Origin of the sequence: Nocardia carnea NBRC 14403, assembly GCF_000308515.1 — a bacterium.
Lineage (GTDB): Bacteria > Actinomycetota > Actinomycetes > Mycobacteriales > Mycobacteriaceae > Nocardia > Nocardia carnea.
In genome coordinates, this window is sequence record NZ_BAFV01000052.1 from 1 (window position 1) to 15,567 (window position 15,567).

Sequence of the window (15,567 nt, forward strand, 5' to 3'; positions counted from 1 at the left end):
TCTCCACACCGTTGAAGCTGCTGCGCTTCCAAGTGTGCTCACGCAGCGTGGCGTCGGCGGCCGGGACCTGGCGGGCCGCGCTCAACATCAGCGTGACGGCGTGTTCGGCGGCGGTGTGGATATTGGAGGTGGGCGCGTTGACGACCATGACACCGCGTTCGGTGGCGGCGGGGACGTCGACATTGTCCAGGCCGACCCCGGCCCGGGCGACGATCTTCAGGTTCTTGCCGGCCTCGAGGACTTCGGCGTCGACGGTGGTGGCGGACCGCACGAGCAGCGCGTCGGCCTCCGGCACCGCCGCCAGCAGGGCGGGCCGATCCGGGCCGTCGACCCAACGGACCTCGACACCGTCACCGAGCGCATCGACGGTCGACTGGGCGAGCTTGTCGGCGATCAGAACTACAGGACGGCCTGCTTGGCTCACGGTGGGGTTCTCCTGGATGAAGGGGACGGCCAGTTGACGCGGCCAAGCTTAGTTCCAGCGAATCCGGCCGTGGCCGCCCCCTCACCGTCGGGCGCATCCGGACAGGGCGCGACCTGTGCGGACCCGGCCCGACGGGTGGGCGGAATCACGCTCATGACCAGCCCGCGGCAGACGCGCAACCTTCCCGGACAGCCGTCGCTACGGCCGCCGGCACGGTAGGAACCGTGGCATCGGTTCGGAGGCGGGCAACGGAGGCCGGATCCTCCCCGGATACGACGAGGGCCCCGCACCGTGTGGTGCGGGGCCCTGTCATTCGTCACATCACTTAGATGGAGCGAACATCCTGAGCCTGCGGACCCTTCTGGCCCTGCCCGATCTCGAACTCCACCCGCTGTCCCTCTTCGAGGGTCCGGAAGCCGGAGCCGGCGACTGCCGAGTAATGCACGAAGACGTCAGGTCCGCCCCCGTCTTGCGCGATAAAGCCGAAGCCCTTCTCGCTGTTGAACCACTTCACGCTGCCTTGAGCCATGTTACTTACTTCATACTTTCTGTTGCGAGCCAGCCGGATCTCGGTCGATCCGCCTGATCTCTATGACAACGATGCCATGTCGCGGGAAGTTCCGGCACCTCGAAAACCGCTGTTTGTGAGGCAGAACGCGGTGATATCGCGCACGATATGACCAGCACGGTGGCGCTCGTCTCCCCATTCCTCCCGACCCCGGGGTCATCCCCGGGAAACCCCGTAGTTCCAAGGGATGATTTCCGCGAAAATCGCTGACATACCGGCACGGATTGCGCGAGGGTGAGGGCTCTATCGCCGATTCGGCGCGGATTCCCCTGCCGCGCCACGGCTGGAGTTCGAGAGGATACGAAGTGTTCCGCACGAAACGAACGTTCGCGACCCGCCGGGTCGTCATCGCGGGCGCCATTGCCCTACTCCCCATGGCGGCGCTCGCCGCCCCCGCCGCCGCAGATCCCGCGGCCCCTGCCTCCGGATACACCGAGGTCGACCGGGACCATCACCGGGATCGGGACCGGGACCGGGACCGGCATTGGGACCGCGACCGCGACCACCACCGGGATCGCGACCACCATCGCGACCGCGACCGGCACTGGGACCGCGGCCACCACCACGGCTGGGACGATCCGGCGGACTGGTTCCGCCATATTCTGCGCGGAACATTCGGCAGCAGCTGATCGCGCACGGGCCCGCATTCCGCCGAGAATGCGGGCCCGGGCTTTCTTCCCCGCAGCAATGGAACCGGGCGGCGACATCCCGATCGGTTTCGCCGGAGCAACGCCCGAATCGGCTGGTGCGCAGCGCCTCTCACAAAGGCCCGGCCTCGCTCCGGACACCGGCGCGCGCCACCGGTTACGCCCACAGCGTAATAGGTGTCGACCACCCCGGCCGCGAATCTAGGCTCGATCCATGACCGAGCCGCGCAGATTGATCGCAATCCCCGGTGGCCGGGACGAGCCGCCGCGCCGGCAGCCGGCGGAAGAACCCGAACCACTGTGGCGCGAGGTGCTCGGCAGCCGGTTACGCGCCTTGCGCAATAGTCAGCGCGAAACCCTCGCGGAAACCGCGCAGCGGGCCGGGATCTCGCCGCAATATCTTTCCGAGGTCGAACGCGGCCGCAAGGAACCGTCGAGCGAAATGATCGCCGCGTTGGCCGGCGCCCTCGGCACTTCCCTCGGCGCGCTCACCCAACAGGTCGCCCACGAACTCCGCTTCCGCAGCCGCCCCGCCGCCGAACGCCCGGGCGCGCAGGTACCCATGCTGCGCGCCGCCTGATCCCGGCCACCACCACACCCACGGAGCCGGCGACACAGCCGCAGCGACCCGATACGACTGCGCCGACGCCCGGTCGAACGGACCACTTCGGCGCGAAGGGCGAGCCGATGTTCGATCGGCCCGCTGACAACAGGGACGGAGGCTCCCGGACCGAGGTCGGCGATCACTTTCCTCCAGTGCGATCGGTCGGCGTAGGCGCCGTTGAGGTAGGCGACCGGCCGGCCGGAGCCGCCGGCATCGCTCACCGCCGGCGCGGTGTCGTCGGCCGGAACCATGCCGCGCCAAGCCGAAGTGGTCGAGGTGGTGGTCGTTGCCGAGTCAGGCCGGACGTTCGGTTCGGCGAACTGCCACCACCACAGCGGCCGAGGTCACCTCGATCACCGATTCCGGCCGAATCCGGTCGAGGCGGCACCGTCTCGACCGGCGTCGTATTCACGCCCGTGGCGAGAGAACGGTGTCGGCGAGGCCGTAGTCGACGGCGGCCGATGCGGTGAAGACCCGGTCGCGGTCGGTATCGCGGCGGAGTTGTTCGGCCGACTGTCCGGTGTGCCGGGACAGGATGGACTCGATCTCGGCGCGCATCCGGACCAGTTCGTCGGCCTGCAGGATCAGGTCCGGGATGGCGCCCTGGCCGCGGGCAGCCGGTTGATGCAGGACCGCCCGGGCGTGCGGGAGCATCGCACGATGTCCGGGAGCGCCGCCGGCGAGCAGGACCGCGCCGACCGCGATGGCCTGCCCGACACATGTGGTGTGGACGGGGGCGCCGATGTGCTGGATGGTGTCGTAGACGGCCAGCATCGACGACAGATCGCCGCCTTCGCAGTTGATATAGAACTCGATCTGCTGGCCGGGGCTTTCCGACTCCAGATGCAGCAATTGCGCGATGAGCGCATTGGCGACCCCGGAGTCGATGGGGGTACCGAGGTAGACGATCCGCTCGGCCAGCAGATGGGAATAGATATCGGTGATCCGCTCGCCCCGCGGATGCTGGGCGATCACATTGGGAATCGTGTAACTACTCATCGGTTGTCCCCTTCGTATCCGGGTCGATAGATCTCCGGGTGCTGCCTGTTTCCCACCGTGCCCGGACAGGAATCGTTCTCGCGGAGCCGCGCGCTGCCACCGGGCGGAACGTGGTCACGTTGCTGCCGCCATGCAGGAGCAGGCACTCTCCGTAGTGACGCACGCTGCCGCCGCCGCCCGGTGCCGGCCACGTTGCGCCTCCCACGCGCGAGCGGCGCCCTACGCTGCGCTACCGCTGCCGTGCCTGCCGGGGTCATGCGGAGATTCCCACGCGTTGCCGTAGCGGGACGACCTGCCCGAATTCGCCGACGATATGGTCGATGAACCCGTACTCCTCGGCTTGTGTGGCGCTGAACCAGCGGTCGTGCAGGGAGTCTTCGTAGATCTGGTCGTAGGGCTGACCGGTGTCTTCGGCGATGAGGCCGAGGACAGTTTCCACGGTGTAGCGCAGATCGTCGGCCTGGACTTCGACGTCGACCGCGGTGCCGCCGATTCCGGCCGACCCCTGGTGCATCAGGATGCGGGCATGCGGGAGCGCGAAGCGTTTTCCCGGGGTTCCGGAGGAGAGCAGGAACTGTCCCGCGCTGCAGGCCAGGCCGAGTGCGAGCGTGGAGACGGAGCAGGGTACGAGGCGCATGACGTCGCGGATGGCGAGCATGGCCGGTACCGATCCGCCCGGTGAGTGGATCCAGAGGGAGATCCCCGCGTCGGCATCCTCGGCGGCGAGGGTGAGCAGCTGGGTGGCCAGCAGGGTGCCGTTGTCGTCGTCGAGTGGGCCGTCGAGAACGAGGATGCGGCGGGACAGCAGTTGTTCGCGGGCGCGCCAGCCGAACAGCGGGGATTTTTCGTCGTGAGCCATGTTTTCACGGTGCCCGACCTGCGCGGGAACCGGAACCGCACGCTGCTGTGAGCGGATCTGCTCTCAGCAGATGCAGGCCGGAAACACCGAGTGAGCAGGCCTCGGCCTCCGCAACCACGGAACGCGCCTGGTTGCGCGGAGAGGAAACGGATACGGAGGTTTCACGCTGGGATACGTCACGGAAACACAGTGTCCTTAGCGTAATTCCTCGTATACGCCGCTGTATACAGCGAGCCGATAGCGAGTCAGCGGGCCTGACCTTTTCCGGAGTGGAGGCCGAACGGTCATGAATGCAGCCAGAACCGAAGAACCCACGAGTGCTGCGGCAATCCGCCGGAGAGGAGGGAGCCGGAGGCGCAAACTGCTCGCCCTGCCGGTCGCTCTCTGTGTTACCGCACTGGCCGCCACCGCCTGTGGCAGCTCGGCCTCCGAGCAGGCCGGCGCGAGTGCCCAATCCTGTGTCGACACATCGGGTCCCACGATCAAAGTGGGCTCGCTGAACTCGCTGTCGGGCACGATGGCCATTTCGGAGGTCACCGTCCGGGATTCCATCCGGCTCGCGGTCGACCAGATCAATGCCGCCGGTGGGGTGCTGGGCAAGCAGATCGAACTGGTGGGTGAGGACGGCGCCTCGGAGCCGACGGTGTTCGCGGAGAAGGCCGAGAAGCTGATCAGCAGTGATTGTGTCGCTGCGGTTTTCGGTGGCTGGACCTCGTCGAGCCGTAAGGCGATGCTGCCGGTTTTCGAGGACCGCAACGCACTGCTGTATTACCCGGTGCAGTACGAGGGCCTGGAATCGTCGGAAAACATTTTCTACACCGGCGCGACCACCAACCAGCAGATCGTGCCGGCATTGGACTATCTGAAGGGCCGCGGCGTGAAATCGCTGTACCTGGTGGGTAGCGACTATGTGTTCCCGCAGACGGCGAACCGCATCATCAAGGCCTATGCGGAGGCGAACGGGATCGCGATCTTGGGCGAGGATTACACCCCGCTCGGGTCCACCGATTTCTCGACCATCGTCAACAAGGTGCGGGCCGCCGACGCGGACGCGGTATTCAACACCCTCAACGGCGACTCCAATGTCGCGTTCTTCCGCGAGTACAAGAATGTCGGCCTGACGGCGCAGGGTATGCCGGTGGTCTCGGTATCGATCGCCGAGGAGGAGGTGGGCGGTATCGGCGTTCAGAACATCGCCGGCCAGCTGACCGCCTGGAACTACTACCAGACCGTCGACAACCCGGTGAACAACTCCTTCGTCCAGGATTACAAGGCGAAATACGGTGCCGACAAACCCACTTCGGATCCGATGGAGGCCGCCTACACCTCGGTCCACCTGTGGAAGAACACGGTGGAGAAGGCGCAGTCCTTCGCTGTCGAAGATGTGCAGAACGCGGCCGGCGGGGTGAGCTTCGAAGCGCCTGAGGGCACGGTCACGATCAACGGCGAGAACAACCACATCACCAAAACCGCCCGGATCGGCGAGATCCGGCCCGACGGCCTGATCTACAGCATCTGGAATTCCGGCGAGGCCATCGAACCCGACCCGTACCTGGCCGGCTACTCGTGGGCCGAGGGGCTCGGGGGCTGATCTGAATGGAAGCACTTGTCGGGCAGCTCTTCACCGGCCTGAGCCTGGGTTCCATTCTGCTGCTGGCGGCCCTCGGGTTGTCGCTGACCTTCGGGCAGATGGGCGTGATCAACATGGCCCACGGCGCGTTCATCATGGCGGGGTCCTATACCGCCTACACGGTGCAGACGTATCTGGTGTCGAACACCGATATCTCACTGATCGTGTCGCTGGTGGTCGGCTTCCTGGTCGGCGGTCTCATGGGTGTCGTCCTCGAGGTGACGCTGATCAAACGGATGTACAACCGGCCGCTGGACACCCTGCTGGTGACCTTCGGGGTGGGCCTGATCCTGCAGCAGGCGGCCCGGGATATCTTCGGTGCGCCCGCGGTCCGCGTGGTCTCCCCGGAATGGCTCGGTGGCGGGGTGGAGATCCTGGGGGCCGTGGTCCCCAAGACCCGGATCTTCATCATGCTGCTCGCGGTGCTGTGCGTTACGGCCATCGCGGTGACCATGAAGTACACCGCGATGGGCCGGCGTATCCGGGCCGTGGTGCAGCATCGTGATCTCGCCGAAACGAGCGGGATCTCCAGCCGTGGCACCGATATCACGACGTTCTTCATCGGTTCCGGTCTCGCCGGGGTGGCGGGTGTGGCGCTGACATTGATCGGTTCCACCAGTTCCAATACCGGCGCCAACTATCTGGTCGATGCCTTCCTCGTGGTGGTGATCGGCGGCCTCGGGCAGATCCGGGGCGCGGTTCTGGCCGCGGTGGCGCTGGGGCTGCTGAATTCGTTCATCGAATACAGCACCACCGCCTCGGTGGCGAAGGTGATCGTATTCGTCGTCATCGTGATCTTCCTGCAGGTCCGGCCGCAGGGACTGTTCATGATCCGGTCGAGGAGTCTGGTATGAGGGAATTCCTGACCACCCGCTGGAAGGTCTATTCGGGGTTCGCGCTGGCCGCCGTCCTGTTGTTCGCGGTGGCGCCCGCGGTGCTCTCCGATTTCCGGCTCAATCTGCTCGGTAAGTTCCTGTGCTTCGGCATCGTCGCGGTCGGGATCGGTTTGGCCTGGGGCCGGGGCGGCATGCTGACCCTCGGCCAGGGGGTGTTCTTCGGGCTCGGCGCCTACATCATGGCGATGCACCTCAAGATCTCCGACGCCCAGCTGCGCGGTGACGATGTACCCGATTTCATGCAGATCGCGGGGATCGGCGAGCTGCCGGCGTATTGGGTTCCGTTCTCGTCGCCGGTGGTGACGATCCTGGGCATCCTGATCGTTCCGCCGCTGGTGGCGGTTCTGCTGGGGCTCGGGGTGTTCAAACGCAAGGTCAAGGGCGCCTATTTCGCGATCCTGTCGCAGGCGCTGGCGGCGGCCTTCGCGATCCTGCTGGTGGGCCAGCAGTCCACCGGCGGCAGTAACGGGCTCAACCGGTTCCGCAGTTTCTTCGGGCTGGCGCTCAACGATCCGATCAACCGGCGGCTGCTGTTCTTCATCGCCGCGGGCACCCTGCTGGTGATCGTGGCGCTGACCCGGCAACTGATGTACAGCCGGTACGGCGAACTGCTGGTCGCGGTGCGCGATCAGGAGGAGCGGGTACGTTTCCTCGGCTACGACCCGGCCAACGTCAAAGTGGTCGCGTATGCGGTGGCCGCGCTGTTCGCCGGTATCGCCGGGGCATTGTTCGTACCGATCGTGGGGATCATCTCCCCTGCCGATATCGGGATCGTGCCGTCCATCGCGTTCCTCATCGGAGTCGCGATCGGTGGCCGCACGACGCTGCTGGGCCCGGTGCTGGGAGCGGTCGCGGTGGCCTGGGCGCAGACCAGTCTGTCGGAGAACTTTCCCTCCGGTTGGGTGTATGCGCAGGGCATTCTCTTCATCGTCGTGGTCGGGTTCTTCCCGGCGGGCCTGGCGGGCCTGGTCACCTTGCTGCGACGGCGGAAACAGGGCGCGGACGACGATCCGGCACCACCCGGGCCGGCGCCGCAACCCGCAGCCGCTACCCCGGTAGGAGTGCCGTCATGACTCAGGAAACGACCACCGCACCGGTCGCCGGTGGTAACGCCGGAATGCACAGCGATTACCTGGAGGTCCGGGGACTGAGCGTCGAATTCGACGGATTCAAGGCCGTATCGAATGTCGATCTGACCCTCTTCCAGGGTGATCTGCGGTTCCTCATCGGACCCAACGGCGCCGGAAAAACCACCATCATCGACGCGATCACCGGTTTGGTGCCGGCCACCGGGTCGGTGCAGAAATCCGGGGTCGAACTACTGGGGAAGAAGGTGCATCAGATCGCCCGGCTGGGTGTGGGCCGCACCTTCCAGACGGCGAGCGTGTTCGAAGAACTGTCGGTCCTGCAGAACCTGGATATCGCCGCGGGGGCGGGCCGGTCGGTGTGGACCATGCTGCGCCGCCGCCCGGCCGAGGTTTCGGAATCGGTCGAGCGGGCGCTGGAAACGATCGGGCTCACCAAACTGCGGAACAAACCCGCCGGAACGCTGGCCCACGGCCAGAAACAGTGGCTCGAGATCGGCATGCTGCTGGTTCAGGACGCCTCGGTGCTGCTGCTGGACGAACCCGTCGCCGGGATGAGCCAGGAGGAGCGGGAGGAAACCGGGAACCTGCTGCGCCGTATCGGTGGCGAACGCACGGTCGTCGTGGTCGAACACGATATGGATTTCATGCGCAACTTCGCCACCTCGGTGACAGTGCTCGCCCGTGGCGCGATCCTCGCCGAGGGGTCGGTCGCCGAGGTCCAGGCCGATCCCACGGTGCAGGAGGCCTATCTGGGCACCGCCGCCGTCGCGGACGAACAGGAGGGCTGACGCGATGCTGGAACTCATCGATGTCCATGCCGGCTACGGCCGCACCGAGGTGGTGCACGGGGTCGGGATCGAGGTCCCGGCCGACGGTGTCGCCGCGATCATGGGGCACAACGGGGCCGGGAAGACCACCCTGCTGCGTGCTGCGGTGGGGCTGGTGAAAACCGCTCGGGGCCGGATCCGGTTCGACGGCGCCGATATCACCTCGTTGCGCCCGAGCGCGCGGGTAAAGCGCGGGATTGCCTATGTTCCCCAGGGCCAGCAGTGCTTCGGCCATCTCACCACCGCCGAGAATCTGCGGGTGGTGGCCGACGGCCGGAAACGGGGCGCGGCGTTGATCGACGAGCAGCTGGATCTGTTTCCGGCGCTGAAGGATCTGCTCGACCGCCGTGCCGGGCTGTTGTCCGGCGGGCAGCGCCAGCAGCTGGCCATCGCCCGCGCATTGATCACCGAACCGCGGATGCTCATCCTGGACGAACCCACCGAGGGGATCCAGCCGTCGGTGGTTGCCGAGATCGAGAACACCATCACCGAACTGGTGGGTCGCGGCGGGCTCGGGGTGCTGCTGGTGGAGCAGCACATCGGTTTCGCGTTGCGGGCGGCGAGCCGGTACTACGTGCTGGAGAGTGGCCGGGTGGCCTCGACCGGGGAGGGTGGTGCCGGTGCCGTCGATACCGTTCGCGCCGCCATGACTCTTTAGGCTGCGCGTCGTGACCGAACCACGTAGCAAACGCGAATCCCGTAGCGACACTGTGTACAAGGCGTTGCGCGACGAACTCATGGGCGGTGCGCTGGCGCCGGACGAGCGGCTCGGCGAGGAACGGCTGGCCGACCGGTACGGCGTTTCCCGCACCCCCGTGCGGGAGGCGCTGGCCCGGTTGCAGGCCGACGGTCTCGTCGAACGCCGTGACACCGGCTTGTTCCCGTACCGCCCCCGCCTGGACACTCTGGGTGACTACTACGAGCTGCGGATCACCCTGGAAGTCCAGGGCATCGCCCGCGTCCTCGACGATCCGGATCTGGGCCACGACCGTGCCGTGCTCGGCCCGGAGATCGACCGGTGGCGCGCCTTCCGCACCGCACCCCCGGAACCGGATGCCGGTTTCGTCGATGCCGACGAACAGTTCCATACCGTCCTGCTGGAATCCTCGGGCAATCATGCCCTCACCGAGGCCCTGCGCACGGTGAACGCCCGGATCCGCCCGGTCCGGATGTTCGACTACCTGACCCCCGACCGCATGCTCGCCACCATCGACGAGCACATCGCCATCGGCGAAGCCGTCCTGGAGCGCGACCTCGCCACCGCCCGTGAGCAGCTCCTCACCCATATCGACCAATCCCGCCGCGTGGTGGCCGACCGAGCCGGTCAGGTACTCCAGCTGACCCGCTTGGCCCGCGCGACCAAGACCTGAATTTCCCGGCTACTCCGGTAGCCGGCACTGTCCACGCCGAGAGGATCGACCGTGACCGAGACCGCCCCGCAGCTGTATACACCACTGCATACGCCGCTTCCCGAATGTCTGCTGATCGCCAATCGCGGTGAGATCGCCTGCCGCATCTTGCGCACCGCGCGGCGGCTGGGAATCGATACGGTCGCTGTGTTCTCCGATGCCGACGAGGGTTCCCGGCATGTGCGGATGGCCGATCGCGCGGTCCGGCTGGGACCCGCACCGGCCGCGGAGTCCTATCTGCGCGCCGAGGCCGTGATCGAAGCGGCGTTGTCCAGTGGTGCGACGGCGATCCACCCCGGTTACGGGTTCCTTTCCGAGAACGCCGATTTCGCGGCGGAGGTGGAGGCGGCGGGTATCGCGTTCGTCGGGCCGGCCGCCGAACATCTGCGGCTTTTCGGCGATAAACACAGTGCCCGCCAGGCTGCCGCGGCGGCGGGTGTACCGCTGGTCGCCGGGAGCGGGTTGCTCGCGGGGCTCGACGAGGCGCTGGCGGAGGCCGACCGGATCGGCTATCCGGTAATGCTCAAGGCGGCCGGGGGCGGCGGCGGGATCGGGATGGCGGCCTGCGCCGGTCCCGCGGAGCTCACCGAAACCTACCAGCGTGTGATCCGGCTGGCGCAGAACAACTTCGGGTCGTCAGCGGTGTATCTGGAACGGTTCGTCGCCCGGGCCCGGCACGTGGAGGTGCAGATCTTCGGTGACGGGCGGGGTCGCGCGGTATCCCTGGGTACCCGTGACTGCAGTCTGCAGCGGCGCAATCAGAAGGTCATCGAGGAGGCGCCGGCGCCCGGACTCCCCTATACCGTGAGCGAACGGCTGCTCGAATCGAGCCGGAAGCTGCTCGGCGAGGTGGGCTACCGGTCCGCCGGGACTGTCGAGTTCATCTACGACGTGGATCGCGGTGAGGCGTCGTTCCTGGAGGTGAACACCCGTCTGCAAGTGGAGCATCCGGTCACCGAGGCCGTGACGGGCGTGGATCTGGTCGAGTGGATGCTGCGCCTGGCGGGCGGTGATTCCGCCTTCCTCGACGAGGTTCCCGATGCCGGCCCGCCCCTCACCGGTTTCGCCGTGGAGGCTCGTGTCTACGCGGAGGATCCCGGTAACGACTACCGCCCCGGCGCCGGCACACTCACCGGTGTCGAGATCCCCGGCGCGGATGCGCGGGTGGAGACCTGGGTCGAAACCGGTACCGAGATCAGCCCCTACTACGACCCGCTGATCGCCAAGATCATCACCTCGGGTGCGAGCCGCACCGAGGCCCTGCACCGGCTCCGCGCGGCGCTCGACGAAACCCGCATGTTCGGTATCACCACCAATCTGCCCCAGTTGCGCGCCGCCGCCACGAGCTCACCCATGCTCGACGCCCGGCACACCACCGCAACCCTCGGCAGCCTGGCCACGATCCGTCCCCGCCTGGAGATCCTGCGCGCGGGCATCTCCACCACCATCCAGGACTACCCCGGCCGCCTCGGACTCTGGAACGTCGGCATCCCACCGTCGGGTGCCTTCGACAATCTGTCCTTCCAGCTCGCCAATCACGCCGTCGGCAATTCGCTCGGCGAGAACGGCCTCGAGGCGACGCTGCTCGGGCCGCGCCTGCGCTGCACCGACACCACGATCGTCTGCGTCACCGGCGCCGAAGCCCCGGTCACCGTGGACGGCGAACCCGTGCCCATGTGGGAGCCGATCACCGTGCCCGCCGGTTCGGTTCTCGATATCGGCGCCCCGCACGACACCGGTCTGCGCACCTACCTCGCGGTCCGCGGCGGTATCCTCGCTCCCGATTATCACGGCAGCGCAGCCACATTCACCCTCGGCGGATTCGGCGGTATCACCGGCCGCGCCGTCGCGACCGGCGATATTCTCGGAATCAAACCCGACGCCGGCGGTCTACTCGACCCCGCGCCCATCCCGGCCGACGAACGCCCCGAATTCGGCCACACCTGGTACGTCGGAGTCGGTGAGGGCCCCCAGCCCGCACCCGACTACTTCACCCCGGCCGATATCGCCCAGTTCTACGACGCCACCTGGCAAGTGCAGGCCCACGCCAACCGCACCGGCCTACGCCTGGCCGGCCCGAAACCGACCTGGTCACGCACCGACGGCGGCGACGCCGGCCTGCATCCCTCGAATCTGCACGACTGCCCCTACAGCGTCGGCGCGCTCAACCTCTCCGGCGATACCCCGATCCTGCTCGGCCCCGACGGTCCCAGCCTGGGCGGTTTCGCCTGCCCGCTCACGGTGGTTTCCGCGCACCGCTGGAAACTGGGCCAGATGCGCCCCGGCGACCAGGTGCGTTTCGTACCGGTCGCCGATGACCGCACCGCCGGGTTGCGCTCGTCGCCGGCACTGCGCGGCCGTAACGTATCCACTCCCGAACTCCTGGGCGCCCGCGAGGAGGACAACGGTGTGCTCGGCCGCCGCGACGCCGGTACCGGGACCCCCGAGGTCGAGTACCTGCGCGGCGGAGACGATAACGTCCTCGTCGAATACGGCCCGATGGAACTCGACCTCGGCCTGCGTATGCGCGTGCACGCCCTGAGCGAACGCCTCGGACAAGCCTCGATCCCCGGCCTGATCGATATCACCCCCGGTGTGCGTTCCCTGCACCTGCATTTCGACGCAGACGTGATCGATCAGCGCACCGTGGTCCGGCTGCTCGGCGAGCTCGAGGACGATATCCCCGATACCGCCGATCTCCGCGTCCCGAGCCGCCATATCGAACTGCCGCTCTCCTTCGACGATCCGACCATCGTGCAGGCCATCGAACGCTACGGTCACGGCGTCCGGCCCGACGCCCCCTGGCTGCCGTCGAATATCGAATTCATCCGCCGCATCAACGGACTCGACAGTATCGACGAGGTCCGCGATCTCGTCTTCGACGCCCAGTACATGGTGCTCGGCCTCGGCGACGTCTATCTCGGCGCACCGCTGGCCGTCCCGCTGGACCCTCGCCACCGCCTGGTGACCACCAAATACAATCCGGCACGCACCTGGACCCCGTCCGACGCCGTCGGTATCGGCGGCAAGTACCTCTGCGTCTACGGTATGGAATCCCCCGGCGGCTACCAGCTCATCGGCCGCACCGTCCCCATCTGGTCCGGTTACCGGCAGCGCGTCCCGTTCGAAACCGGCAAACCGTGGCTGTTCCGGTTCTTCGACCGCATCAGCTGGTATCCGGTCTCGGCCGAAGAACTCCTCGACCTGCGCGCCGATATGTCGGCGGGACGCTTCGAGATGCGTACCAGCGTCGGCGAATTCGCCATGGCCGAACATCTCGAATTCCTGGCGGAACACTCCGCCGATATCGCCGCCACCGAGGAAACCCGGCAGGCCGCGTTCACCGCCGAACGGCAGCGCTGGGAGGCCAGCGGTGAACTCAACGCCCGCGCCGAACCGGATCCCGTCCCCGATACCGCCGATACCCTCGACCTCCCCGCAGGCTGCGAAATCGTCAGCGCTCCCATGATGGCGAATGTGTGGCGGGTGGAAGTGGCCGAGGGAGATCGCGTCGAGGCCGGTGCGACCCTGCTCGTGCTCGAAGCCATGAAGATGGAGCTGCCCGTGGTGGCGGAAATCTCGGGAACTGTCCGCGCGATCACCGCCACCGCAGGCGACCAAGTGACCACCGGCGCACCTCTGGTCGCCATCGAAACCGAAGGAGCGGCATGACCATGGAGAAACTACCGCTAGCCGGCGCGGGTGCCGAGGCATCCGGGACGGCCGACAACGAAATTCGCGCTGCCGGCAGAGTCGCTGCCGCGTACCGGGCAATCGACGAGCACGACCGTCCTGAGATCTGGATCTCGCTACGCGCCGAAGCCGATGTCCTGGCCGAGGCCGCGGCGATCGACGCCCGGGTCGGAGAAGGCGAGAAGCTGCCGCTGGCAGGGGTTCTCGTAGCGGTCAAGGACAACATCGATATCGCCGGAACGGCCACCACCTGCGCGTGCCCCGGTTTCGCCCGCACTCCCGATCGCACCGCGCCCGCCGTCGCGCGGCTGGTCGAGCAGGGCGCGATCGTCCTCGGCAAAACCAATCTCGACCAATTCGCCACCGGTTTGGTCGGGACCCGCAGCCCGTACGGTGCGGTCCGCAACAGCCGCTTTCCCGACCGGGTTTCGGGCGGCAGCAGTTCCGGCTCGGCGGTCGCGGTGGCCCTCGGCATCGTCGACGCCGCCCTGGGCACCGATACCGCCGGTTCGGGGCGGGTCCCGGCGGCGCTCAACGGCATCGTCGGCATCAAACCGACTCTCGGACTGATCCCCACGACCGGCGTGGTTCCCGCCTGCCCCGACTACGACGCTGTCACCGTCTTCGCCCGCGACCTCGCCCTCGCCACGAAGGTCGCGAACACCATGATCGGCCCGGATGCGGCCGATCCCCGCTCCCGCCCGTGGCCCGCCGACACACCCCTCGGCGCGCCGTCCAGCACCGTCCTCGCCGTCCCCGCCGACGACAACCTGAAATCCCTGACCCCCGCCTACCGTGCCGCCTTCGACGCGACCGTCGAGCGCTGGCAGGCCGGTGGCGGCGAGATCGTCACGGTCGATATCGCCGAACTCCTCGACGCCGCCACACTCCTCTACGACGGCGCCATCGTGGCCCAGCGCTATGCCGCCGTCGGCGAATTCCTCAGCGGCAACCCCGAAGGCGCCGACCCGGTGGTCTCCGCCATCATCACCGGCGGTGCGCGCCCCGCCGCGCACTCCTACGTCGCCGACCTCGACCATCTGACGCGCGCCGCGGCCACCGCCCGCCGCCTGTTCACCGAATACCCGGCCCTGCTGCTGCCCACCACCACCGAACATCCGACCCTCGAAGCGGTTGCGGCCGAGCCGATCGCGATCAACAGCCGGATGGGCACATTCACGAATTTCTGCAACCTCCTCGACCTGGCCGCGGTCGCGGTGCCGGGCGCGGACACCGCCGACGGTGACCCCTTCGGCGTCATGTTCGTCACCCCTGACTTCGCCGATCAGGTCGGTATCGACCTCGCCGCCCGCCTACTCGGCGAACCCTCTCCCCTGCTCACCGATACCGGCACCGATCTCCTGGTCGTCGGCGCCCACCTGCGCGGTCTCCCCCTGCATCACCAATTGGAACAAGCCCGCGCCCGCTTCGTCGGGGAGGTGACGACGTCGGCGGCGTACCGGATGGTCGCGCTGCCCGCCACCCCACCGAAACCCGGGATGCTTCGAGTCGGTGCCGGCGGAAGCTCCCTACCCGGCGAACTGTATCGCCTCGCCCCCGCCGCCCTCGGCACATTCCTGAGCAACCTGCCATCGCCCATGACGTTGGGCAAGGTCGAACTGGATTCCGGCGAATGGGTCACGGGTTTCGCCTGCGACTTCGAATCATCACGTGACGCAACAGATATCACCGAGTACGGGGGGTGGAAAAACTATCTGAACGCCGATCGGTGACCACGGTCCCGATCACCGTTTCGCAGCGACGGCGAATCGGCCCACCGTACCGATGAGGGGCGCGGCGGGTCCGGTCGCAGCCTCGACCCGCCGTCGCGCGGACGCTGCCGGCCGATGCGGTGGATGTCCGGCCACCGCATCGACCGGCCGGCGGCACTGTCGCGGCGAACAACACGCGACCCCGCTCGAC

General features: G+C 67.4%; 13 protein-coding genes and 1 pseudogene. 10 read left to right on the forward strand and 4 right to left on the reverse strand.

Features of this window, described 5'->3' with window-relative positions:
* Positions 1 to 424: pseudogene (locus ON22_RS17955) on the reverse strand (phosphoglycerate dehydrogenase); the annotation flags it as partial.
* Between the two features lie 325 nt (positions 425 to 749).
* Complete coding sequence (locus ON22_RS17960) at positions 750 to 953, reverse strand: cold-shock protein (RefSeq protein ID WP_033241329.1); 204 nt, start codon at positions 951 to 953, stop codon at positions 750 to 752.
* Between the two features lie 344 nt (positions 954 to 1,297).
* On the opposite strand from ON22_RS17960, the gene ON22_RS17965 reads away from it, so the two are divergent.
* Both ON22_RS17965 and ON22_RS17970 read left to right on the forward strand, forming a co-directional pair.
* A complete protein-coding gene (locus ON22_RS17965; RefSeq protein ID WP_051157756.1) occupies positions 1,298 to 1,621 on the forward strand; it encodes a hypothetical protein in 324 nt (107 codons plus the stop codon).
* 232 nt (positions 1,622 to 1,853) lie between these two features.
* Positions 1,854 to 2,219 carry a helix-turn-helix domain-containing protein gene (locus ON22_RS17970; protein ID WP_051157757.1) on the forward strand — a complete coding sequence of 122 codons (366 nt, stop codon included), beginning with the start codon at positions 1,854 to 1,856 and terminating at the stop codon, positions 2,217 to 2,219.
* A gap of 432 nt (positions 2,220 to 2,651) precedes the next feature.
* Here ON22_RS17970 and ON22_RS17975 read toward each other — a convergent pair whose 3' ends face one another.
* The gene (locus tag ON22_RS17975) at positions 2,652 to 3,242 is read right to left on the reverse strand and encodes a ClpP family protease (RefSeq protein ID WP_033241328.1); all 591 of its coding nucleotides are present in this window, start codon (positions 3,240 to 3,242) and stop codon (positions 2,652 to 2,654) included.
* A 253-nt stretch (positions 3,243 to 3,495) separates the two neighbouring features.
* The gene (locus tag ON22_RS17980) at positions 3,496 to 4,101 is read right to left on the reverse strand and encodes a ClpP family protease (protein WP_033241327.1); all 606 of its coding nucleotides are present in this window, start codon (positions 4,099 to 4,101) and stop codon (positions 3,496 to 3,498) included.
* A 286-nt stretch (positions 4,102 to 4,387) separates the two neighbouring features.
* On the opposite strand from ON22_RS17980, the gene urtA reads away from it, so the two are divergent.
* Genes urtA through atzF form a run of 8 tightly spaced genes read left to right on the forward strand, consistent with a single transcriptional unit; the run spans position 4,388 to position 15,377 of the window.
* Positions 4,388 to 5,692 (forward strand): urea ABC transporter substrate-binding protein, encoded by a 1,305-nt coding sequence (gene urtA / locus ON22_RS17985; protein WP_081595658.1) that lies wholly within the window; start codon positions 4,388 to 4,390, stop codon positions 5,690 to 5,692.
* A gap of 5 nt (positions 5,693 to 5,697) precedes the next feature.
* Positions 5,698 to 6,585 (forward strand): urea ABC transporter permease subunit UrtB, encoded by an 888-nt coding sequence (gene urtB, locus ON22_RS17990; RefSeq protein ID WP_033241326.1) that lies wholly within the window; start codon positions 5,698 to 5,700, stop codon positions 6,583 to 6,585.
* Complete coding sequence (gene urtC / locus ON22_RS17995) at positions 6,582 to 7,700, forward strand: urea ABC transporter permease subunit UrtC (protein ID WP_033241325.1); 1,119 nt, start codon at positions 6,582 to 6,584, stop codon at positions 7,698 to 7,700. Before urtB ends, urtC begins: the two co-directional genes overlap by 4 nt.
* Positions 7,697 to 8,503, forward strand: a complete 807-nt coding sequence (gene urtD / locus ON22_RS18000) for an urea ABC transporter ATP-binding protein UrtD (RefSeq protein ID WP_033241324.1) — start codon at positions 7,697 to 7,699, stop codon at positions 8,501 to 8,503. The genes urtC and urtD overlap by 4 nt, the downstream gene beginning before the upstream one ends.
* A gap of 4 nt (positions 8,504 to 8,507) precedes the next feature.
* Entirely contained in the window at positions 8,508 to 9,200 is a 693-nt protein-coding gene (gene urtE, locus ON22_RS18005) for an urea ABC transporter ATP-binding subunit UrtE (protein WP_033241323.1), read from the forward strand.
* 10 nt (positions 9,201 to 9,210) lie between these two features.
* The gene (locus tag ON22_RS18010; RefSeq protein ID WP_033241322.1) at positions 9,211 to 9,912 is read left to right on the forward strand and encodes a GntR family transcriptional regulator; all 702 of its coding nucleotides are present in this window, start codon (positions 9,211 to 9,213) and stop codon (positions 9,910 to 9,912) included.
* Between the two features lie 51 nt (positions 9,913 to 9,963).
* Positions 9,964 to 13,623, forward strand: a complete 3,660-nt coding sequence (uca, locus tag ON22_RS18015; RefSeq protein WP_231507910.1) for an urea carboxylase — start codon at positions 9,964 to 9,966, stop codon at positions 13,621 to 13,623.
* Between the two features lie 2 nt (positions 13,624 to 13,625).
* Positions 13,626 to 15,377 (forward strand): allophanate hydrolase, encoded by a 1,752-nt coding sequence (atzF, locus tag ON22_RS18020; RefSeq protein ID WP_086007761.1) that lies wholly within the window; start codon positions 13,626 to 13,628, stop codon positions 15,375 to 15,377.
* The last annotated feature ends 190 nt before the right edge of the window (positions 15,378 to 15,567 follow it).